Origin of the sequence: Shewanella sp. 10N.286.48.B5 (assembly GCF_002874355.2) — a bacterium.
Lineage (GTDB): Bacteria > Pseudomonadota > Gammaproteobacteria > Enterobacterales > Shewanellaceae > Shewanella.
Genome location: NZ_MCVG02000001.1, coordinates 2,532,263 through 2,554,833 on the forward strand (window position 1 = coordinate 2,532,263; position 22,571 = coordinate 2,554,833).

General features: G+C 42.1%; 16 protein-coding genes and 4 tRNA genes. 7 read left to right on the top strand and 13 right to left on the bottom strand.

Going from position 1 to position 22,571, the window contains the following annotated elements:
• Nucleotides 1-5: 5 nt before the first annotated feature.
• The 3 genes from BCU57_RS10810 (at nt 6) to BCU57_RS10820 (ending at nt 4,832) form a co-directional block, all read left to right on the top strand.
• The gene (locus BCU57_RS10810; protein WP_102440636.1) at nt 6-1,403 is read left to right on the top strand and encodes an MFS transporter; all 1,398 of its coding nucleotides are present in this window, start codon (nt 6-8) and stop codon (nt 1,401-1,403) included.
• A gap of 16 nt (nt 1,404-1,419) precedes the next feature.
• Nucleotides 1,420-3,819 (top strand): GH36-type glycosyl hydrolase domain-containing protein, encoded by a 2,400-nt coding sequence (locus BCU57_RS10815; RefSeq protein WP_198589990.1) that lies wholly within the window; start codon nt 1,420-1,422, stop codon nt 3,817-3,819.
• 140 nt (nt 3,820-3,959) lie between these two features.
• Nucleotides 3,960-4,832 carry a CBM9 family sugar-binding protein gene (locus tag BCU57_RS10820; RefSeq protein ID WP_241903597.1) on the top strand — a complete coding sequence of 291 codons (873 nt, stop codon included), beginning with the start codon at nt 3,960-3,962 and terminating at the stop codon, nt 4,830-4,832.
• A 73-nt stretch (nt 4,833-4,905) separates the two neighbouring features.
• On the opposite strand, the gene BCU57_RS10825 is transcribed toward BCU57_RS10820, so the two are convergent.
• Both BCU57_RS10825 and BCU57_RS10830 read right to left on the bottom strand, forming a co-directional pair.
• A complete protein-coding gene (locus tag BCU57_RS10825) occupies nt 4,906-5,493 on the bottom strand; it encodes a YceI family protein (protein ID WP_102440637.1) in 588 nt (195 codons plus the stop codon).
• Between the two features lie 129 nt (nt 5,494-5,622).
• Nucleotides 5,623-6,174 carry a cytochrome b gene (locus BCU57_RS10830; protein ID WP_102440638.1) on the bottom strand — a complete coding sequence of 184 codons (552 nt, stop codon included), beginning with the start codon at nt 6,172-6,174 and terminating at the stop codon, nt 5,623-5,625.
• A gap of 384 nt (nt 6,175-6,558) precedes the next feature.
• Here BCU57_RS10830 and BCU57_RS10835 point away from each other — a divergent pair.
• The 4 genes from BCU57_RS10835 to BCU57_RS10850 all read left to right on the top strand — a co-directional run bounded on the left by BCU57_RS10835 (nt 6,559) and on the right by BCU57_RS10850 (nt 7,003).
• A tRNA-Phe gene (locus BCU57_RS10835) sits at nt 6,559-6,634 on the top strand.
• Nucleotides 6,635-6,673: 39 nt separating this feature from the next.
• Nucleotides 6,674-6,749: transfer RNA gene (locus BCU57_RS10840), tRNA-Thr, on the top strand.
• A 64-nt stretch (nt 6,750-6,813) separates the two neighbouring features.
• A tRNA-Phe gene (locus BCU57_RS10845) sits at nt 6,814-6,889 on the top strand.
• 38 nt (nt 6,890-6,927) lie between these two features.
• Nucleotides 6,928-7,003, top strand: a tRNA-Thr gene (locus BCU57_RS10850).
• A gap of 358 nt (nt 7,004-7,361) precedes the next feature.
• On the opposite strand, the gene BCU57_RS10855 is transcribed toward BCU57_RS10850, so the two are convergent.
• From BCU57_RS10855 to BCU57_RS10905, 11 genes are all read right to left on the bottom strand, one after another.
• The gene (locus tag BCU57_RS10855) at nt 7,362-7,745 is read right to left on the bottom strand and encodes a hypothetical protein (RefSeq protein WP_102440639.1); all 384 of its coding nucleotides are present in this window, start codon (nt 7,743-7,745) and stop codon (nt 7,362-7,364) included.
• 322 nt (nt 7,746-8,067) lie between these two features.
• A complete protein-coding gene (locus tag BCU57_RS10860; RefSeq protein WP_413211455.1) occupies nt 8,068-9,045 on the bottom strand; it encodes a transposase in 978 nt (325 codons plus the stop codon).
• A 291-nt stretch (nt 9,046-9,336) separates the two neighbouring features.
• The gene (locus BCU57_RS10865; protein WP_102436172.1) at nt 9,337-9,882 is read right to left on the bottom strand and encodes a GNAT family N-acetyltransferase; all 546 of its coding nucleotides are present in this window, start codon (nt 9,880-9,882) and stop codon (nt 9,337-9,339) included.
• 131 nt (nt 9,883-10,013) lie between these two features.
• Nucleotides 10,014-10,376, bottom strand: a complete 363-nt coding sequence (locus BCU57_RS10870) for a hypothetical protein (protein ID WP_102436174.1) — start codon at nt 10,374-10,376, stop codon at nt 10,014-10,016.
• Between the two features lie 1,433 nt (nt 10,377-11,809).
• On the bottom strand, nt 11,810-13,114 hold the full coding sequence (gene nagP, locus BCU57_RS10875; RefSeq protein WP_102439184.1) for an N-acetylglucosamine MFS transporter NagP: 1,305 nt from the start codon (nt 13,112-13,114) through the stop codon (nt 11,810-11,812).
• 317 nt (nt 13,115-13,431) lie between these two features.
• Nucleotides 13,432-14,643 (bottom strand): acyltransferase family protein, encoded by a 1,212-nt coding sequence (locus BCU57_RS10880; RefSeq protein ID WP_102439185.1) that lies wholly within the window; start codon nt 14,641-14,643, stop codon nt 13,432-13,434.
• A 3-nt stretch (nt 14,644-14,646) separates the two neighbouring features.
• Entirely contained in the window at nt 14,647-15,807 is a 1,161-nt protein-coding gene (nagA, locus tag BCU57_RS10885) for an N-acetylglucosamine-6-phosphate deacetylase (RefSeq protein WP_102439186.1), read from the bottom strand.
• 66 nt (nt 15,808-15,873) lie between these two features.
• The gene (gene nagB-II, locus BCU57_RS10890) at nt 15,874-16,872 is read right to left on the bottom strand and encodes a glucosamine-6-phosphate deaminase NagB-II (protein ID WP_102439187.1); all 999 of its coding nucleotides are present in this window, start codon (nt 16,870-16,872) and stop codon (nt 15,874-15,876) included.
• 122 nt (nt 16,873-16,994) lie between these two features.
• Nucleotides 16,995-17,906, bottom strand: coding sequence for an N-acetylglucosamine kinase (gene nagK / locus BCU57_RS10895; protein ID WP_102439188.1), 912 nt, complete (start codon nt 17,904-17,906; stop codon nt 16,995-16,997).
• Nucleotides 17,907-18,193: 287 nt separating this feature from the next.
• Nucleotides 18,194-20,932 carry a family 20 glycosylhydrolase gene (locus BCU57_RS10900; protein ID WP_102439189.1) on the bottom strand — a complete coding sequence of 913 codons (2,739 nt, stop codon included), beginning with the start codon at nt 20,930-20,932 and terminating at the stop codon, nt 18,194-18,196.
• A gap of 674 nt (nt 20,933-21,606) precedes the next feature.
• A complete protein-coding gene (locus tag BCU57_RS10905) occupies nt 21,607-22,311 on the bottom strand; it encodes a SapC family protein (protein ID WP_102439190.1) in 705 nt (234 codons plus the stop codon).
• Nucleotides 22,312-22,571 lie beyond the last annotated feature (260 nt).

The window sequence follows — 22,571 nt, forward strand, 5'->3', positions numbered from 1 at the left end:
CGATTATGGAACAATCAGCAACCAGCGTAAAAAACACATCGGTCACATTCGATAAGTTATCCTTTAAAGAAAAAGTCGGTTACGCCCTTGGGGATGTGGCATCTAACTTTTATTGGCGTGTTTTTGATGTGTTCTTATTTATTTTCTACACAGATGCATTTGGTATATCAGCTGCAGCTGTTGGCACCATGATGTTAGTGACTCGCATAATCGATGCGGTATCAGACCCATTAATGGGCGCCCTCGCAGATAGAACTAACACCCGCTTTGGCAAATTTCGCCCTTACCTCATATTAGGCATTATTCCCATTGCTGCAGCTGGTGTACTCACCTTCACAGTGCCCGATTTAGGTGATGATGGTAAATTGATTTGGGCTTATGGCACTTACATTTTCATGATGCTGGCGTACACCTTTATTAACGTGCCCTACGGCGCGCTATTAGGTGTGGTCACCAGTAATAGTCAGGAAAGAACCACATTAACCAGTTTTAGATTTATCGGTGCTTTTTCTGGCGGTACTTTAGTTGCTTATATGACGCCTGAATTAGTTACTTATCTTGGCGCGGGTAATGAGGCATTAGGCTGGCAACTGACCATGGCCTGTTATGGACTTATTTCAGCGGTGCTGTTTTGCCTTACTTTTTTTGCAACTAAAGAGCGCATAGCGCCACCAGCGAATCAACAAACCTCAATCAAACAAGACATAATCGATTTAACCAACAACAAGCCATGGCTGATTTTATTCTCTTTAGCGTTAATCATCATGTTTACCATTACTTTACGCGCCAGTACCGGCACCTTTTACTTTAAATACTATGTAAACCGAGAAGATCTTATAGGCACCTTTACTGCGGTTTATATGATCTCACTTGCCCTAGGCGCCGCCTCTACGCCTCTATTAACAAAATACTTTGATAAACGCAGCTTATTGATAGGTTTGATGACTTCTGTCGCCATATTGTCAGCAGCCTTTTACTTTATTCCTGCTCACAACCTTACCTTGATGTTTGTATTGCAGGCCTTAATTGGATTTTGCTTAGGGCCTAAATCGCCGTTGGTGTTTTCTATGTATGCCGATACTGCTGATTACTCACAATATAAAAATGGCCGCCGCGCCACCGCAATGATTTTTTCAGCAGCAGCCTTTTCGCAAAAATTAGGCGGCGCTTTTGCAGGCGCGATGATCGGTTGGATGCTGTCATCCATGGGTTATGTGGCAAATCAGCAGCAATCACCCGACTCGTTAATGGGGATTTTACTGCTCAATACCATCATCCCTGCAGGCTTTGCCTTATTAGCGGTTTGGGTTGTTAAACACTACAGCTTAGATGAACAAAAAATGCGCCAAATTAACCAGTCGCTTTATCAAGCTATTGATAAATCAGAGCCTGCAAGCGAGTAGTTAAGGAGTTTAAATAGTGATTACTTACCATCATAAAAATGGCAACGTCAGCTTGCATAGTCCAACCATTATGCCAAAAGCCTGTGGTTTTTTATGGAATAAAAACATGATGATTCAAATGAATTGTCGGGGTTTTGCGACTGCGCAATTTATGCAGCCAGAACCTGCTAAATATGCCCATGGGCCAGCATTAGAGGCCAAAACCTTTATGCAGCCAGAACATGCCTATTTTAGCCATCATCCTGGGCGATTTTTTTATATAAAAGATAACCTCACTAACGAACTATTCTCATTGCCCTATGAGCCAGTAAGGCAATCATTGGCATCATTTGAGTTTATCGTTAGCCAGCATCAAGTCAGTTGGCAAGTTAAGCACCTCAACCTACACTGCAAACTAAGCTTAACCTTAGCCACTGAAGATACCGCAGAGCTATGGCAGTTATCCATTGATAACCTAAGTCAAACGGCGCGAGATATCAGCGTTTATAGCTACTTTCCTGTGGGCTATATGTCGTGGATGAATCAATCAGCAAAATTTGATCGTTCACTTAATGCAATTTTATGTCACTCAATCACCCCCTATCAAAAAGTCGATCAATACTTTGTTCAACAAGACTTTAAAGACACCACAGTATTTCTAACTGACACAACCCCTGATAGTTACGAAACCCGTCAAAGTGTTTTTGAAGGCGAAGGCGGTTTACATAACCCAACGGCTATCAGTAATAACCGCTTAGAAAACATGCCCGCTCATTACCAAACCCCTGCAGCGATAATGCAATTTAATCGTAAGCTTGCCGCTTATGATGACGCTAGCAATAACATCAAGCCAGCAGTGGCATTAAAGTTTGTTTTTGCGCCGGTAAAAGATGCTCACGAAGCCAGTGAGTTAAAACAACGCTATTTGAGTTCAACAGCACAATTTACTCAAGCTCAAAATAAATACAAAGCGTATCTCAGTAGAGAAACTGGCTGTTTAAGCCTTTTATCCTCAACCCCTAAGCTTGATAACTTCATCAATCATTGGCTACCTAGACAGGTTTTTTACCATGGCGATGTCAATCGATTAAGCACCGATCCACAAACCAGAAACTACCTTCAAGACGCTATGGGGATGATTTATATCAACCCTAACAAGGCCAAAGCCGCCTTCGAAGCCGCCCTCGCCCAACAACATCGCAATGGTGAAATGCCGGATGGCATTTTATTGCACCCTGAATCTGAGCTTAAATACATCAATCAAATCCCCCACACGGATCATTGTGTCTGGCTAGTGATTTGTATTGAGGCTTACTTAAATGAAACCGCCGACTTTGATTTCTTAAATCAAACCATTGGTTTTGCTGACAGTGAAGAAAACCGTTCGGTGATGGAACACGTTTGTTTAGCGCTGGAGTTCTTATACTCTCAACGTGATAACCGCGGCCTTAACTTTATCAACCAAGGCGATTGGTGCGATCCGATGAACATGGTGGGCTATAAAGGCTTGGGTGTTTCAAGCTGGTTGACGTTAGCAAGTGCTTACAGCATGACACTGTGGGCAAAAGTTTGCCAGCAAATGGCCTGTGACAATAAAGCATCAAAATTTAGCCAACTTGCAACGCAATTAAATGATGCCGTAATTGAACATTGCTGGGATGGTGAATGGTTTGCCCGCGGTATTACCGATGCAGGTCACTGTTTTGGTGTAAGCGATAATCATCAAGGCCGCATTTATCTTAACCCGCAAACTTTTGCCATGTTGTCTGGCGCAGTTAATGATCAGCGCTGGTCACTGATGCAGCCGCAAATCAAGCAGCAATTACAAACACCTTTTGGGATGATGATGCTAGCTCCCGCTTATACCCAAATGGATGAGCAAGTGGGCAGATTAACCCAAAAGTTTCCTGGCACCGCTGAAAATGGTTCAGTTTATAATCATGCTGGGGCATTTTATATATACGCCCTATTTGAACAAGGCGAAACAGAGCAAGCATTTGAACTATTACAAACCATGATAACTGCTGAAGATGTGCAAAATGAGCTCACCCGAGGTCAATTACCCGTGTTTATTCCCAACTATTACCGCGGGGCTTATTTTCAATATCCTGATGATGTGGGTAAATCGAGCCAGTTATTTAATACTGGAACCGTCGCTTGGATTTACCGAATTATCATCGAGCAACTTTGTGGCCTAAAAGGCTGCAGCGACGGCTTAAAAATTAAACCGCAACTACCAAAGCACTGGCCTAGCCTAAAGGTAAGCAGACGTTTTCGCGGCGCAACTGTGGATGTATCAATACAAAGGCGAGCAGACATCATATCCCAGCAGGTTTTAGTTAACGGTAAAAGCTTACAGACTAATGCTGCAGGTGAGCATATTTTAGCTATCAGCACTAATACAAGCTATAGCATCAGCGTGTTGCTGGCTGAATAACGCAAGTTGAAAAATCAGTATCCTAGCTACTGATTAAGATAACGCTTTCGACTAATGTCAAAGCGTGTGAATATGCCCAATAATAAATGATTCTATAAGATACTGACTTTAAGACTTAAACATTAGGAGTTTACTGGACAATGGACTGCACTGAAAAACCAACTAATAAAGCGAGCCATAAACATAAGGCCAACGCCTCACTTAAAGGCCTAATACTGCCCTGCCTGTTGGCATTAAATTGCACCGCAATTGCTTCAATGGCGAATGCTGATACGTCTTCAAGCACAAACAAAACATCTGCCGAATATGTGCATGCCCCTATTGAAGTTAACTACGCTAATAAAGCCATTACCCTTGATGGCATTGCTGATGAATCTGATTGGCAACAAGCTAAGTGGCTACCGATTGATCAAATGATCATCGGCGATGCTATAACTGCCGATGATTTTAGTGGCCAATATAAACTGCTTTGGCGCGAAAATAAGCTCTATCTACTGACTGAAGTGATTGATGATGTGCTATTTGATCAAAGCGCTGATCCCACAGTGCGGTATTGGGATGATGACACCGTAGAGGTGTTTATTGATGAAGATGGCTCAGGTGGCGAGCATCAATATAGCCATAATGCTTTTGCCTATCATGTGGCATTAGATAAACAAGTGGCTGATTTTACCACGCAAAAAAAGGCCGCCACCTTTAATGAGCATATCACCACAGCATGGTCGAGAGACCCAGTTAACCCTCAAAAAATCTATTGGGAAATGGCGATAACGGTATTCCCTGACAGTTACAATGACAGCTTAAGCGCTTTTGATAAGCAGCAGGTTGCAGCCGTTAGCTTACAAGCCAACAAACAAATGGGTTTTATGCTGGCCTATTGTGATAATGATGGCTCCAAACAAAGAGAGAACTTTATTGGCTCCCACCCGATAAAGCCGCTAAATGGCGACATGAATCGCGGCTATAAACACGCTGATGTTTTTGGCAGTATTATTCTAAAAGCGGCACAATAATCATCATAAAAAGCCGCCAATGACTAATATCATTGACGGCTTTGTTGTTTTTAGTAAACCTGTTCAATAGGCGTTATTGCTTAATCCCTTCAATAACCAAATCTAGGCTAACATTGGCAGACGCTGGGCCTAAATCCATTTTAAAACCGAAGTCTTTCATGGCAAATTCTGTGGTACCAATAAAGCCAGCACGATAACCACCCCAAGGATCTTGGCCTTCACCAACAAATTCAGCGGCAATAGCCACAGGCTTAGTCACCCCATTTAAGGTCAAATTACCGTTAACCAATATCTTGCCATTGCCTTGGTCTTCAACACTAGTCGAGGTGTACTGCGCCTGAGGAAACGCGCCAGTATTTAAAAAGTCAGCACTGCGTAAATGTTTATCACGCTCGGCATGGTTTGAGTCAACACTCGTTGTATTGATGGTGACATTCAAATTAGTGTCAGCAATTTTTGCCGCATCGTAACTAAAATCACCACTGAAATCATTAAAACGACCAGCTACAAAGCTATAGCCTAAATGATTTACTTTAAATTGAATTGATGCGTGGGCACCTTGAGTATCTATCTTATAATCGGCCGCATTAGCGACTGATGGTAGTAACATTGCAGCGCCGATAACGCTAGATAATACTGTGGCTAAAAGTTGCTTTTTCATTGGTCATTCCCTTTATTATAAATTCAATATTATTGATATGTTCAAGTACTAATAAGTGTTGCTAGCTAATAATTAGCGTTCTCAGCTCGTCGAGTTACAGGCTCGATTCAAGTGCTGTAGGTGTTAAAACTATTTTGTGGCAGGTTTTATCATTCTTGATAAAGTGCCATCCTTATCAATCAATTGGTGTTTTACCGCGCCTGCAGCATGAATAATCACTAGGGCTATTAATGTATAGGCTGCATATTGATGAACTAAGCCAGCAATATCAGCTTGGTTGTTAATAAAGCTGCCCAGTGACGGCACTTCAAACCAATCAAATACCCAAATTCCGCGGCCATCAGCCGTTGAAATTAAAAAGCCTGTCGCCATAATGGCCAACATTAATAGATAAAGCATTCCATGAGCCCACTTAGCCGCCGTTTGCTCCCAAGCCTTGTGATTATTCTTTGCATGAGGTTTCGCAGAGCCTAAGCGCCACACTAATCGCACTAGCGTTGCCAGTAACAATAAAATGCCAACACTTTTGTGAATATCCGGCGCGGTTTTATACCAACTACTGTAATAAGTGAGATCAACCATCCAAAAACCTAAGCCGAATAAGCCAATAACGGTTAATGCACTTAACCAATGGAGACTAATACTCACTAAACCATAGCCATTTTTTGTATTTGCTAACATCAAGCTGTCCTTGTCAAAATCTATGTGAATGATTATATCGACACAAAACAAAAAGAATATCGCTAAAAATCGCCAAAATCATTCGATAAAATAGAACAATAAAACTAATTGAGTCCTAACTAAACCCAGCCAGTCTTACTCAAATAAGCATTCAATTTGAGATATCGATTAAACTCTCTAAAACCACTATCATTGGGCTTTAAACCAATTAAAGGTAAAAAATCGCTCAGTTTGGCCATTTACTAGCCGAACGATTAAAATCATTTAAAAAAGCACTTGCAGGATTAAAACCATCGCTATACTATGTGCGCACTCCAAACGACACAGGCTCTAACGATTAAGTTAGCACCCAGTTTGAAGTAGTAAACTAACGCTTAGTTAGTTGCCCGAATAGCTCAGTCGGTAGAGCAGAGGATTGAAAATCCTCGTGTCCCTGGTTCGATTCCGGGTTCGGGCACCATATTTAATTTAATAGTGTTATCACTGTTAAGAAAGATAAGCCGGCATAGCTCAGTTGGTAGAGCAACTGACTTGTAATCAGTAGGTCCCGAGTTCGACTCTTGGTGCCGGCACCATATACAGAGAAACCACTCAGTGAGTGGTTTTTTCTTGTAAGTTTCAAGCTAACGATAGTTAGTCGCCCGAATAGCTCAGTCGGTAGAGCAGAGGATTGAAAATCCTCGTGTCCCTGGTTCGATTCCGGGTTCGGGCACCATATTTAATTTAATGGTTTTTCACCGTTAAAGAAGATAAGCCGGCATAGCTCAGTTGGTAGAGCAACTGACTTGTAATCAGTAGGTCCCGAGTTCGACTCTTGGTGCCGGCACCATAAAAACAAAAAAGCCACTCAATGAGTGGCTTTTTTGTGTCTGAAATTTGTGGTCTTTATTAGTAACTAATCAAGGCTACTTGTTATTCGCCCTACTTTGGTCATAGCTGCGTACTAGATTTGAAGAATTTATTGATTCCCGACACCATAAGATGAGTAGGTATAACACGTAATTGGACAGAAATCATTTAGAGCTGAAACTCTGAAAGCAACGACTTCCATTAGGTAAAGTATGGCGACCTGATATGTGGTAACGCCTGCATTTGCGGCTTGGGTGAACTGTCACCTTTTTTTGCCGCGCAGCGCGAAAAAGGTGACAGTTTGCCCAAGTCCGACAAGATGCACTGGTTATGAGTTTTTAATGCTTTTTTGTATGCCAAAATGCAGTACCAAAAGTTGTGTAGTCCATTGCACGACTAGTAAGTGCGTAAAGCTCTTTGTCTTCTCGATCAAAAACTTTACCGAAGCCATTATCCATAAACTCTACCCATGACAAATTACTTGAATAAGAATTAAAAAGGTGTCGCAACTTTCTTTTTCTTGTCCACGGGAACCAACTCGGATTTTGATAAATCACTTCGTGAAGCAAACCTTCATAGACAGTTAGCAATGTATCGCCTGTGCCAACTTCCAGAGTATATACGACAGCCCCTTTTACTTTTTCATGGGGCGCTTCCGTAAACTCATAACTTTCCAATATTTGCGGATCAAATTTTGACCCTAATTCAAATATAGGCAACATATAAAACCCTTTTGACTCATAACAGCTTATTCAATAGCAGCACAATAATGTTCCAGGCTGCTCAATTCAAACTTCAAAGGTACCACTGAAAAATACATAGAAAAATACATAGCCACCCATTATTTTGAAGTTATAACATAACGCCTTTCATTTTGAGTTGCCAACACCAACATTCATTTACTGATGGGATTATTCCTGCCAAAGGACTGAATATTTCATCATTAATCACCAAAATTCACTCATAAACTAAATTCAACACAGCAAAAAAGCTTGATATCTATCAAGTGGAAAATGCTTTTATTTGAAATTAAGAAATGGTGTATTAAGCGCACAACCAGCGCTGACAGTTAGCTGCACCTTGTCGTCGTTTTAGGTCTAAATGCTCACAATAATCTGTTAATGCAGGCAACGCCCCCACCGCACCTTTGAATAAAGCGCCAAACTCAGTGGTGATTTTAAGCCAATTCTCTGCGGGAATGTTCAGCCTATTGAGGATATCCTGACTACTCGCGCTAATGACGCCGCGTTTATCTTCTCGAATAATCCGCCCTGTATCTTCAACCAGCACAATGTAGTCTTTAACACTAAACATCAGTCCATTAGGCATATCTAAACGTTCATTTCCTACAAATGGTAGTAACTCTTTTGGTTGCTCACCTTTAATCGCTGAATTTATGCGTCGTTGAATACTTGTGTAATCTGAAGTTTCAGGTGTTGCAGCCATTTGTGCGCGAATTGGATTCAAATCAACATACGCCATACAGGCGAGTACGGCCGCATCATCTAACAAGGCTTGAGATTTAAACCGCCCTTCCCAAAAACGGCCTGTACACTTGTCTTCTTTATTGGCCATTCTAGCAATCGGTTCACTCAAGGAACGCATAAACCAACTAATATCGGTTAAACGTTCTCGATATAGCCCAATACAATCATTAACCGTCTTTAATTCAAACTCATTAAGGACTTCAGCTTTAACAAATTTATGCGTCAACAGGGTGCCTTTAAAGCCTTTATGCCATTGGGTAAGCACATCTATATCAGACCATTCTTTGGCTTTATCCACATCGACTTTAAGCACCACATGTAAATGATTACTCATCACGGCATAAGCACAAATATCAATCGCAAAAATCGTCGCTAATTCAATAATACGCGAATCAACCCACTCTCGGCGATGTTCATAGTTATCACCAGTCGACTTATCAAATCCACACAAAAATGCTTTGCGCACCACCCGCGTACAGCAGTGATAGTAAGGGGTGTCTTCTAAGCTCACGAGTGTTTTTCTAGGTCTGGCCATCATCAACTACCTAATATTAAGTAATGACCAAAGCCTAGTAGAGTGTTTGATATTTAGCCACCTGGAATGGGTGGCCATGTTAATTTAGGAGGTGCTAAGGCATTGATATTTTAGGTAAAGAAATTAGCTGACGATGCTAAGGGATCTATGCGGCTAGTAAAAAATGTAACTGCTCTGCACACATCGAAAAAGCGTAAGATCTTACGCCGATATTTACACTATAAAGGTATCACTCGGGCTTGTTCAACACTTGGGATAAGGACGCGGCTACGCGCGGCCTATCCTTATCTGTTATGCGTAATTTTTGACGTACTTTGTCATTGCTGTTTCCGAGACTGACAAACCGTCGATTCTATATTGATCTTTGAACTCTCCAACAACATTGAACCCTGCTTTTAGGTAGAGGTTCTTTGCTGGGAAATTCTCTGATAATACACAAAGATCAAGCCAGTCAATTTCAGCTTTTTCTTGGCAGAAATTTATAACAGCATCAATGAGTCTTTGACCAAGACCTTGCTTCCGGCAAGAAACATCTACACCCATACCTAATAGAACTCTGTGAGAACGGTTTTCATCACTGTGGTGGCGAAGATCAATATGACCTTTAATATTTCCAGAGGTGTCTTTTACAACCCAAAGTTTTCTCCAACCTAAGTCGCCAAACTGATGAGAAAAGCCTTGGATAAACTTATCTTTTGTTGCTTCTGGAATTTCACTTTGCTCTCTGGACATTGGCTGGAAAAGAGGAACTTCTCCATTACCATTTTCAGACAGCTGATTTTCTAGATACACAAAGAATGAATCTAAATCCGATTTTTCCGCTTCTACTACTTCCATCTAATTCTCGGTACTCCATCGATTACGCATAACGCCCTGCTAATAAGTGAACCAAGTGCTGGCGGGCGATTTGCACAGAAAATGGCATGACAGCCTTGGTGAATCTGGATTTAGCAGCTTGTTAGGTATCCTTACGCTATATACCTACCCATGACTAAAATCGGCAACCATATTGAACTTGACACAAATAGTGAGCTTGTTAATAGGAGTGTTAAAGAAAAGGCAAAATAATGACCTGCAAACACTCGCGCATCACTTACGGGGTGCTGCTTTACAGCAAGTATCATCACACGGCTGAACTCTTTAATTTTAACTATCTGGCACTCAACCCAAAGCTTCATGGGCTTAATCATGATGAGGAGGCATGTAAAGGCTACTTCTACACCAGCAACATCCATAAACAAGAGTAATTCAGGTGCAAATGGAGTAAGGGCTAATATAACTAGCAGCATCAAAATTTTTTTGCTTTTGGGACTAAATTTAAAACCTTCCATAAGACTCCCTTCCTTGGCTACCTAACAGCTTATTCAATAGCAGCACAATAATGTTCCAGGCTGCTCAATTCAAACTTCAAAGGTACCACCGCTAAGTCCTTGTTGTAAATTGAATATTTTCGTGAAAACGTAAGTAATGCTCAAAATTCTGCCGCAGAAAGAATGCGTCTTTGTTTACGAGGTCTATACAACACTTTAAAAAATTTCGCAGTAGATTGATATGTATGGGTTTTCTCGAATGTTACAAAATTATCGATGCGTAAAAAGCTCATTTTACGCATCCTTTGCCGCCAGAATTATCTCAATTTGGAGAAAATCAGTTATACCTGTATAGGCAACCAGTCATTTGGACGACAAGTAAGGCGGTCATAATCGATTAGAAAAAGTAAGGTTATGCTGATTATCCCATTGCTAGCACCAACTCGTTTTGAGGCATGGACGTGTTACTGGCACCAAATTTATACTTCATTTTAATTGGCTCAGTTATGCTAGATCATCACTTCAATCTAATCCATTGTCTGCCGCAGGTAATGTATAGGATATACAAATGTCGCGATCACATGGTCAATGATGTTCCCGACATCATCATGACATTTCCCAAATCCCTATGGGTCAGATGTGAAAGAGCGACCTTATGTGCAGATACAACTGCGAGACGCTGCATTCTTTATATAAATCAAAAGGTCCCTGTAAGCTCTGCCAAAACAAATAACATCCATGTTAAACGGCCAGTTCGGCATCCATGCCTCTCGCTCAGAGCGCTTCACACTGTGAAACTTCGCCATGTTTTGGTCAAATTTGTTCCAGACAAATAATGACATTCCCACCATCCTTGGCGGTCAGAAGCTCGCTGCTGCATCTACACCGGGATTATTATCTCTTCGATTTGACTTTATTCGTGGGAATAAAAAAGCTAAAAAGCAGAAAATCTATTTGCCTCCGACTCAATATGAATTGAGGTCATCGAGAAAAGACCGTGAGCTTGGCATGGATGTCAAGCTAGCTTTCGTTAGGCCACGGACGGCCTATCGGAAGCGTTAGGGCTTTTCGACAATGACCGAAGCGGTCTACAAACGAAGTCCAAAGCTGGATCAATCCCCATCGAAAATTATGCGCTTTTCAGCATTTTTCGTTAGGGGCGCTGAGGGATATCCAAAAGGGGAACAAGCGCTTTTCCCCTTTTGGTCTGGTGTGGGCGAAGCACCACGACTTTGATTTTTCACATGCAAAATAAATTGAGGGCAAGCGTGAGTGTGGAAAGACACAATGTTAATCCAAACGGAGTTTGGAAATACACAAAGGAAACTGACGGTTTAAATCTGATCTGGGCGAAGCACCATGACCTTGATTTGTTCAAAATGGCAGTCTAGATTTGGGCATAAAAAAAGAGAGCCTATTGGCTCTCTTGATAATCCTGAAGGGGAGTAACAGGATTATTTCCAGCTTTTCATCTTATGGCCTTTAACGGCATAAAATAAAATGAATAGATAACATGGGATCATCACTAAGTAGCCGCCTTGCATGCCAAGGGAGGTTGCTGAGCTGGTTAAGCCCCAGAATACTGGGCCAAATGCGCCACCAGCAATACCCATGATGAGTAGTGCTGAACCTGTGCTGGTTAGTTTACCCATACCAGATAAGGCTAACGGCCAAACTGCTGGCCAAACAATTGCGTTAGCCAAGCCTAAAAAGGCAATTAACAGTAAGGTATCTGGCAGTTGTGCGCCGCCAAATGGCACCAATACAGTGTCAGAAATAGCCGTTGAGCTGCTATCACCAAATACAATACCAAAGGACAACACCACCCCAAGTATGGCGCTAATAAGTAGCGCATTAGGCTGAGATATAAACCGTGGAATACAAATAATCCCTAAGGTGTAACCCACTACCATGCATATCATGGTGTATGAGGTCATCACCCCATAGTTTTCAACCCCTAAGGTGAGTGCATACGTACCAATAGTATCACCAGCGATTACCTCAACAGCCACATAAACAAACAAGGCCACCACCCCAAGGGCTAAGTTGGGTTTTGCTAGTGCCTGTTTAATTTGACCTTTACTGGTGCCCTCTTCTGCTTCGTCTTGTTCAAGCTCTGGTAGCGGTGATTTCTTAACAGCATAGGCTAAAATACCAATGAAGATTGCCATGCCTAAATACGGCAGAATTAAGCTGTTAGCCATTTCATCAATTTGAACCTGACTTAGGGTGGTGCCGACGCGATCTTTAAAGCTATCAAGGATTAATGCGGTAAACACCATAGGAGCAATAACACCCGCGCCTTTATTCAAAATCCCCATAACACTAACGCGTGCTGCAGCAGACTCTTCAGGGCCTAAGCGAACCACATAAGGGTTAACAGCGGTTTGTAATAATGTTTGTCCGGTGCCCATAACCAGTTGCGCGAGTAAGAACAAAGCAAACACTTGGGTTTTAGCGGCTGGAATAAAGAGTAAACCCGCCACCATCATCACGCCCATACCCAGCGCCATACCGTTTTTATAGCCCACTTTACGGATGACCCAAGCTGAAGGTAGTGCGGTAAAAGTTACTGCAATATAAAAAGAGAATAGAATTAGTGACGCTTGAAAAGGGCTTAACTGAAGGATTTGCTTTAGATATGGCATTAACGAACCATTAAGCCAAGTCGCAAACCCTAATACGAAAAAGAGTATTGCCACAATGGCCATGGGCACTATGCTGCTTTTTTGCTGACTATTATTCATTGTTGTTTCCATAAACCCTGCTTCTTATTATCATTGATATTTCAGCACTGACTTCCTACTAGTGCCCCATATGAGTCTTATTATTATTGAGTTTTTATCAACAATTTGACCTAGCAATGTTGCTGCAGATCATAATCGTTGTGCATTTCATGTTAAAACATAAACACAGCAAAGACAACGCTGTCATTTCATTAACAACTAAACATCATTGATCACACCACAAGCCCCAAAATAAATCTTGCATGCAGTTCTTAGTGACAGTCCATAGTGACAGTTCTAATAAACAGCTCTTATAAACAGTTCTTAGTGACAGCTCTTATAAACAGCCTTTAGATGCGAATAAAAATTTTACGTTGATAAAGCCACAATAAAATTAGCCATTGCACTGTCAGTAAGCTCAGTACAAAGAGTAATGGTTGCCAGTCTGCTGAGGTGGCGCGAATAAAGCCGCCCAATAAACTATTGGCTAAGTATTGCCAATTAACCAGACTAGATGCGATATAGATGATGATGGCATTAGTGCCAATCACCACAAAAACAAAGGCCCATTTGTGCCATTTAAGTACGTCGATAATGGCGTAAAAAATGGCGAGTAAGATGATGCTCCAACCACTGGTTACCAACACAAAACTGCTGGTCCATAAGTCTTTATTGACCGGAATAATCAAGTCTAATAGCCAGCCTAATGACAATAACGCCGCACCAATAATCACCATACTCAAGACTTTTAGCCATTCACCCCTAAGCCCCCATAAGGGCGGCTTGGCTTTAACAATATAGTGACCGACAAACACACCGATTAAGCCATTTACCACCGCAGGCAGTGTGGATAGCACCCCTTCAGGATCTACGGCTCTATTTTGATATGCGCTACCAGGTAGCAGTATTGAATCCACGTAAGCGTTAATACTATTTTCGGCGCTAAAGCGGGCAAAGGTTTGGCTTGTTTGATTAACAGCTGCTTGAGCTAATTCTGGGTTTTGAACTAGCCCAGAATATAGCGTGAGATCGGGATAAGGAAGATATAACTGAATAAGCCCATAGCCAATTAATAGACTAATGGCGACAATAATTTGGGTTCTAAGGCTGGTATGCCACACCAACATCGCGCCTATAAACCATGCAAAACCAATACGTGCCAACACACTGGCATAACGCACACTGTCGGGATCTGCAGGCATACCAACGCCCCAACCATGATTATAAAGTACCCCTAAAAAAATAAGTAAACCAAGGCGCTTTATAGCATGACGATACAAGGGCAGCCGCTGCTGCATTGGTAGTTTATCTAAGCGTTTTGGTGACAGGCCTAAAGCCACACCGGAGAGGAAAATAAACAGCGGGAATATAACATCATAAAAGGTAAATCCATGCCATTGACTGTGATGCATTTGGCCGTCAAACCAATTCCACCCAGCCCAGCCGGTTAATATAAATAATCCAGCAAATAGGCCCTCACCGCCAAGGATCCAAAACATGTCAAAACCGCGCAGGGCGTCCAATGACATTAATCTTGGCTTCAAAGCGGTTTTAGTCGACATACATTAGCCTTTATCGCATCGGCTAAAAACCACATCGCCATTAATATAGGTTTGGTTAACTTGATAACGCGAGTTATCGTTTGCATTAGCAGCTAACAACACTAAGTCTGCGCGCTGACCTACGGCTATGGTGCCAAGATTAGCTTGCTGTAGATACTGCGCTGGATATAACGATGCCATTCTAAGGGCTTCTTCATAACTGAGGCCAAGCATGCTAACCGTATTGTTAACTGCGCCAACCATATCAAGTACGCAACCTGCTAGCTCACCTGATTTGGCATTGAGCCTATCACCTTGACGTATGACCTCGGTGCCAAACAGTTCAAAGCTGGCATCATCATCCAGTCCCACCGGTGGCATAGCATCGGTTACTAACATGATTTTGCCTTGGGGCTTAGCTTTAAGGGCAACTTTTGCAGTCGCACTGTGAACATGGTGGCCATCGACAATCAATCCGCACCATGCTGCATCACTTTCTAGCGCTGCGCCCACCATGCCCGGCTCACGAGAGCCAAAGCCTGACATGGCATTAAACAAATGTGTAAAACCGTTAGCGCCAGCATTTAACGCCGCCAGCACAGTGTCATAATCGGCATTTGAGTGACCTAAGCACACCTTTACGTCGTTAGCGATTAAGGTTTTTATCACCTCAACTGAGACATTTTCAGGGGCTAAAGTGACCACTTTTATACCAAGATCTTGTCGTGAAAATATCGCCAGTTCTTCATCTGAAATACTGCGAATAAACGATTGTGGATGCACGCCTTTTTTAGGCACACTTAAATGTGGCCCTTCAAAGTGAATCCCTAACACGCCTGCAGATTGCAGCTTAATAGCCTCGGCAACGGCATCAGCGGCTTGCGCCATCACCTCAACTTTATCGGTAATGAGCGTCGGCAGAAAACCGGTCGTACCAAATTGAGCATGTGCTCGACCTATGGTCTCAATACAATCAAGGGTTGGTGCGCTATTAAACAGTGCCCCGCCGCCGCCATTAACTTGAACATCAACAAACCCTGGCACTAACGTGCCTTGTAAACGCACTTCTTTCGCATTCGATACTGAATCTAAGGCGATGATGTGGCCGTCTTCAATAGAGATCACCGCATCTTGATGAAATTGCTGTCCATCAAAAAAACCGTCTGCTATTAGGGTTTGTCTCATAATGTTCTCTTTATATTGCGTTAATCTTTAACTGCTTACTTCTTAATGCTCACAGTCGAGTCAAACTTATAGTGTTTGGGTGACTTTTTTCAAACCTTCTGGCTGATCTGGGTCAATACCACGGGCAACAGCGACGGCGGCGACATCGATATAAAAACGTTGTAGCAATGCTAATGGCGCAACACGCGGGTGTATTTCAGATGATGTTTGATTTAAATGCACCAAGTCTGCGCCACGTTGTTTTACGTTTTCTATTTGCTCGATATGGCTTTCATAAGACTTATCATTAATGCAGGCATCGACAATAGCCAGTTTCTTTTCAACTAAAGTCACCGGCCCATGTAAAAACTCAGCGCTACTGAATGATTCGGCATGAATAGAACAAACCTCTTTCATTTTAAGGGCGATTTCTTTGGTTACCGCATAACCTAAACCACGGCCAAGCACCACAAGGTTATTAACCCCAGCTAAAGACTCGGCGGTTAATTGCGGCGCTGCGTCAACGGCGGTTTGTAATGCAGCAGGCATTGAATCAACGGCTGCAGCTAACGACTCACTTTGGGTCCACTCAGCAGTTAACTGCACAATGGCTGATAAAGTCGCTAAGTAGCTTTTGGTCGCTGCGACGGCTTTTTCTTCACCCGCTCTAAGCGGTAATACCACATCGACAATATCTTTAATTGGTGCTGTTTCATCGTTGACTAATGCGACACAAAAAGCGCCTGCTTCTTTAGCCATTCTCGCTTGAGCCAATATATCTGGGCTACGGCCTGATTGTGAAATAACAATTACTAATCCGCCTTCAAGTTGTAAGCTTTTACCATAAACACTGGCAACTGATGGCGCTGCAGCAAAAGTTGGAATGCCCACTTCAATTTCAAATAAGTATTTAGCAAATACCCCTGCGTGATCTGATGAGCCACGACCAACAATCATCACAAACTTTGGCTTAAAACTACGTAGTTTTTCACCAAGCTCTTTGGTTAAGCCAGCATTAGCAGCCAGTTGCTCAGCGATTTTCTGCGGTGCTGAACGCGCTTCACGTTCCATAATTGTATTTGTCATCGAGTTAACCTTAATTTATGTTCAAGTTGATCCATTGAGGTATCAAGTTACTGAGCAGTGCATGGCGATGAATTTATCGTTGACACTGAAAATTTTAAGCAAGTTCAAGATAATTTGGCGAGTTACAGACTCTTGCCGTTATCTGCGGCAAACTGTTGCTGCGCAAACAAGATAGCGCCGATTTCTGGTGGTGATAGCGCTTCAGCCACTTTGCTAGCCACATCAATGTCTAACCAATGTAATAATGGCTCTGCTAGGCCGCCAATCATCGAAAAACGACTAGGATGAATGGCAAATAACTTTCTGGCCATTTCACTAATATAACCCGCTCCCTGTTGCACAATATCAGTGGCAACCTCATCACCATTGTCGGCGCATAACAGCACAATACGGGCTAATTTGGCGTAGGTGCTTGAAGACTGTCCGGCAAGATGCTCGACAATGCCCATGGCATCATCAACATTAAAGTGTGCTAGTAATAATTGTGTTAGTGCGGTGTCGGCGGCAAAGCCGTCTAAATTCAGTAATACATGCTCAGCGGCTTTTTGGCCTAACCATGCGCCACTGCCTTTGTCACCTAATGCAAAGCCATGGCCGCCAATTAATAAACTTTGCTCGCCTACATGGGCAAAGCCACAAGAGCCAGTACCGGTAATAATCACGGCACCATCATCGCCGTTATGGGCACCAATACAGGCAGTATGTAAGTCTGTGGTGAGGTACATTTTGGCAAACGGGTGCTGCCAGTTGTTCACTTGGTCAAACAAACGCGGCACATTCACGCCAGCGAGGCCGACACCGGCGATTAACTGCTGAGCGTAGCTTGGTGCTAAGTTTGCATCTGCCAAGGCAAGCTTGGTTGATTCGATAATTGAATTAAAAGTTTGTTCTAGTCCGTGAAGAGGATTAGCTCTACCTGCTACACCAGTGCCAATTACACCTTTTTGTGGGCAAAATATGCTGGCGCGGCACTTACTGCCACCACCGTCAATTCCGATATAAAGCTGTGATTCATTTTGCTGATTAACGCTCATGACATCCCTCTTGTCTCTATTACCCAAGCCTTTTATAACTGATTTTTATAGGCTCTTTTGTAAGTTAACTTTATGTTACACCACAAATGACAGCGTTGTCATTTACTTTTTGTGGTGTTTATAAAACAAACAGCGAAGTAACTATTAAAGCTCTGATTTATATTGATTTTAGCTAGGTAATTAAATTGAAAGTTTTGGATGTTTTGCTGATTTTCTTTTAAAAAAGGACGTTAACCATTCGATTAACGTCCTTTGTATTTAGTTAACTGCACAGCAATAAAAGCCAGCTATAAAAACAACGAGCGCCCTTTGCGTTTTCCTGATGCGGAAATTGCTCTTATCTCAATATTACCTGATACCTTTACCGGAGCTTGGTATTCAAGCCATGATGCTGTTTCAGCAGCGTTATTGTCACTCTCTTCACTGAGTTGACGATACTCAATCTTAAGCCCTGGAAAGGCAATATTGGCATAAAGCAGTCCAGCTTCAATTTTTGCCCCAACGGTTGGCACCCGATATTCAATGTTAGCCACATCTAACTTAGCCAGCTCTTTATGGCCTAAGGTATTAGCGATGTCATTCCATTGCTGTTGCTGCTGCTTACGCATATCAGCAGTAAAGTAACCTGAGTTTTGATGATAAACCGCGCCTTGATACTGATATGGCACTTCCCACTTTGCTTTATGCCAAGCTTTTTCAGCTAGCATTAGCAGCCGTGGAAACATCATATATTCAGCGACTTCATCACTGCGAATAGTTTCACTCCAGATTTGACCTTGAATACCACTAAAGCCTTTACCTTGTTGTAATGGCGCTGAGGTCACCTTACCTTGCTCATCTTTTTTAACGCTATCGTCGGCAGTAAAGGGGTTATTTTCGATATCATTCCATTGTTCCGCATTCGCAGGTAAGTTATCTGGCATAAAACTAAACAATTTTTGGCTGTTTAGCGCTCGGGTCGCCCAGTAGTAACCATGCTCTTTAGGATCAGCCTCATAGGGGAAATCAAAGTACAACACTTCAGGGTTTGAAAGCACAGTATCCCAACCTAAATTGGCTTGGTTGTGGGCTCTTTGATAACCATGGTGTGAAATCACATCCCAAATGTTGGTTTGTGATTTAGCCGGCATATTGTCTGCATTAGTATGGCTCATACCATCGCTCCAACCTGCAGGTTCAATACCTTTAGCGCTGACCATATTGGCGACGCGCTCAATAAAATAAGCACCTAAATCATCGATCGATTTAACCCCTTTGTCATTGTTAGCAACAAAGTCTACGCATTGTGGTGATTGCTTCCACGCCCCTGCCGTTTCATCAGCGCCAATGTGGTAGCGTTTTAGCGGATGGCCTGCTTGTTGGTGCAATTTAGCAATTTCATCAATGACTTTATCGACAAAGTGATAGGTCGACTCCAAGCACACATTTAGGGTGTTATCGTTATAATACTGCACCGATGAATACACTGTGGTGTCGTTAGCATCTGTCAGTAAGTACTCATTGGCAGCATTATTTTCGCCACTTGCCATAAACTTACGGTAGCGGGCATCCATAGATTTTATCGCAGCACGTGAGTGACCAGGCATATCCATTGACGGGATAACCTCTACTTGGCGGGCGCTGGCATACTGCAAAATGTCTATATAATCGGCTTTGCTATAAAAACCATTTACACTGGCATCAGCAAAAGGGCCACTGCCCAGCTGGGGAATTAAGCAGGTGCTTTCGGTTAAATCATGGCAACGCTTACTACCAATATCAGTAAGCTCAGGTAAGCCATCAATTTCTAAGCGCCATGCTTCATCATCGGCCATATGTAGGTGTAATTTATTGAGCTTATAAGCTGCCATTTGATCGATTAAATCAAATATCAGTTGTTTACTGTGAAAGTTACGCGCGACATCAATGTGCATACCACGAAAATCATAACGCGGTGCATCATCAACAACCATAGTATTTATACTGAGTTCTCGAGTATCGATTAACGCTGCAAGTGACGAAAGACCATATGAAAAACCACTGTCGGTGGCGGCGGTAATGGTAATGCCGTCAATGGCCACCTTGAGCTGATAAGCGCCATCAATCCCTTGCTCGTCTGCTGTAACCTTGCTGTTTTTAACAAACGCTAACGACAAGCCTGTATCTGATTGCTTAACCCCAAGTCTCGCTAATCTCGACAAAGCTGCGGCAACTGCTGCTGAGTCAACTTGCTGGTAATTAACCTCAATACCTTGAGACAAATCTACCGGTGTATTACTTGATGTAACGCTAGCACTGAGCGGCGTTGGAATAATGCGATTAATGGCAGCCTCGCGATTAACTACAAGGGCATTATTGGCTTCAAATAACACCTCAGCACGGCTCCACGCTAAGTTATCGGTTGCGGTTCTGCGATATTGCCTTTTTTCATCCGTAAAGGCTTCAACATAGGGTCTAACTTCCATGCCGGTTTCTGCGTCAATACTTAATTGAGTGCTAGCTATCACGACAGGCTCTAAACCATCCACCACAATGTAATAGTTTGGCATTGGGTCAGTTTCAGATAATTGCCATAACTCGCCTCTAAAACCAATGCGTTGGGTTACGCCAGCGCTAAAGCCAGTGAATTGTTCGGTGGGGGCAATTTTATGTAAATCACCTTGTACTCGAGTGATACTAAACTGCGGATTTAACACCGCTTGTACTGGGCGCATTTGACTGAAATAAATTGCCCAGTCGGCATGGGGAATATTAACTGAACTGGTTAAATCAATTTCAGCGATAAAACATTGCTCATCAGGCTGTGTTGCTGAGCAACTTTCTTCAGGGACATTGGTCACCATGCGATAAGTGACTTTTAGATCTGCGGCAAATTGTTTTAGGCTTGCTTGAGTCCAAGCGCTATCAGCGGCTTGATTAGCCTTATGTTGCAGATCTGAACCATTAGCTGATTGAGCATCATCAGACGTAGAAGGAGCTGAAGAATACTGGCAACCCACTACGCCTATTGATAGTAATAATGCTGATGCAATGATGGTCTTTTTCATATATTCCTCAATTTATCCCTAAATGATCATCTGATGAGATGCCGCGCGTTGACTGACTACTGACGTTAGCCTATTTTAGCTAAATTACCGCAGCTAATTTTTAGCGGCAACAGTATTTAATTGATTCAATTTATTAGTGTATTTAGCCTGTTCAATATCTATGTCTCGTTAACTGCTAGGTTTTATCCTTACTAAGAAACCGGCAAAAAAATAGCTGGGAACAAAAATTGTACCCAGCTTATACTCGTTTCTGGGGAGAGACTAAAAGTATAAATTAATGCTATTTCGCCCGACCGAAATAGCATTAAGGCATGGATAATAGGGACCTATAAATTATCCATGTCGACCTTAAAACAACGATTCACACACAAGCAATGACAACGCTGTCATTCAATAATCTACCGAATATAGAACGAGATTTCTACATTTTTTTATGTTTTGACACAGGTTTGCAACAATAGACATTAAAAACAAATAATAACAGTGGCTTAATTGCTTAAATTAAGCTTAATTGGCTTAGTAATAACCAAGAATATTGGCATCTAGTGCTAAAGAAAGGATTGAATGAAGTAAAAAGCTTTAAGCAAAAGAATCTTATGCTAAATATGCTACTAATAAAAAAGGCATTATTTCAATATATGAAATAATGCCTTAATACGCGCGATACAATAAGATTAAGCTTTAGCCATGATCTCAGTGCGTGCTAGACGGTTAACTTGGTTTAACGATGCTAAATGACCATAGATAGGACCTAGTAAGCCGCGCTTTCTAAGTTCTAAGTAATCTTCATCTGACAATTCATTTAATTTAGCTTCATCAATTAAGTATAAGCCATTGATGTTGCGCTTCTCACCCGCTACATCAACCGTTAATGTTTGGGTTGTTAGTAACTCTTTTTCAGCCAAGAAACCAAGAATGTTGCGGCTTGCTTGATCTTGCTCAAAATGCGCGATTAAGGCTTTTTTGCGGTTTTCTAAGTAAGCAGACTCTTGCTCACCTTCAAATAATGCTTGGCCTTCAGTCTTGCTGACTTCAGCAGCAGATTCGCGAATACCAATCCATACTTTGTCTTTTACTTCTGGGTTAAGTACTAATCCAAGTGGATAGTCACGGACAACAGCAGGGATATATAGTCCTTGCCACTTGCCGTCTTTAATACTCAGGTTTTGACCAGGCTTAAGACCTAACATAGCAACAGCTTGGAATTCACCGCTATCAGTGTTTTTAACGAATACAATTGGGTATTCTGTAGCTGCACGAGCAATCTCATGCAAAGTTACTGGAACAATATGTTGATCTGCAACGTGTGCAAAATTAGTTGCGGTAATTTTTAAATCACCGTGCTTTGCGTGTTCAAGTAACGTAATTTGGTTAGACATCTTGGCTCCTTCAGGCGCTTCTAATCAATAATGATATACATAAAAATAGGGATTCAAATCCCTTTTGTTTTAAACTTTTGCTAGTAGATTAAAATAAAAAATCCCAAAATCTTTAGCTGATGACTTATTATAAAGCCCACTATCATTTAATCTGCAGCTTACGTTACCGTATCAAGCAATAAAGTACCACTAGCTATTCGCTGATATTTCACCTAAATCGTGCCAACTTTCATCTATAAGTATAAATTTCACTCAACTGG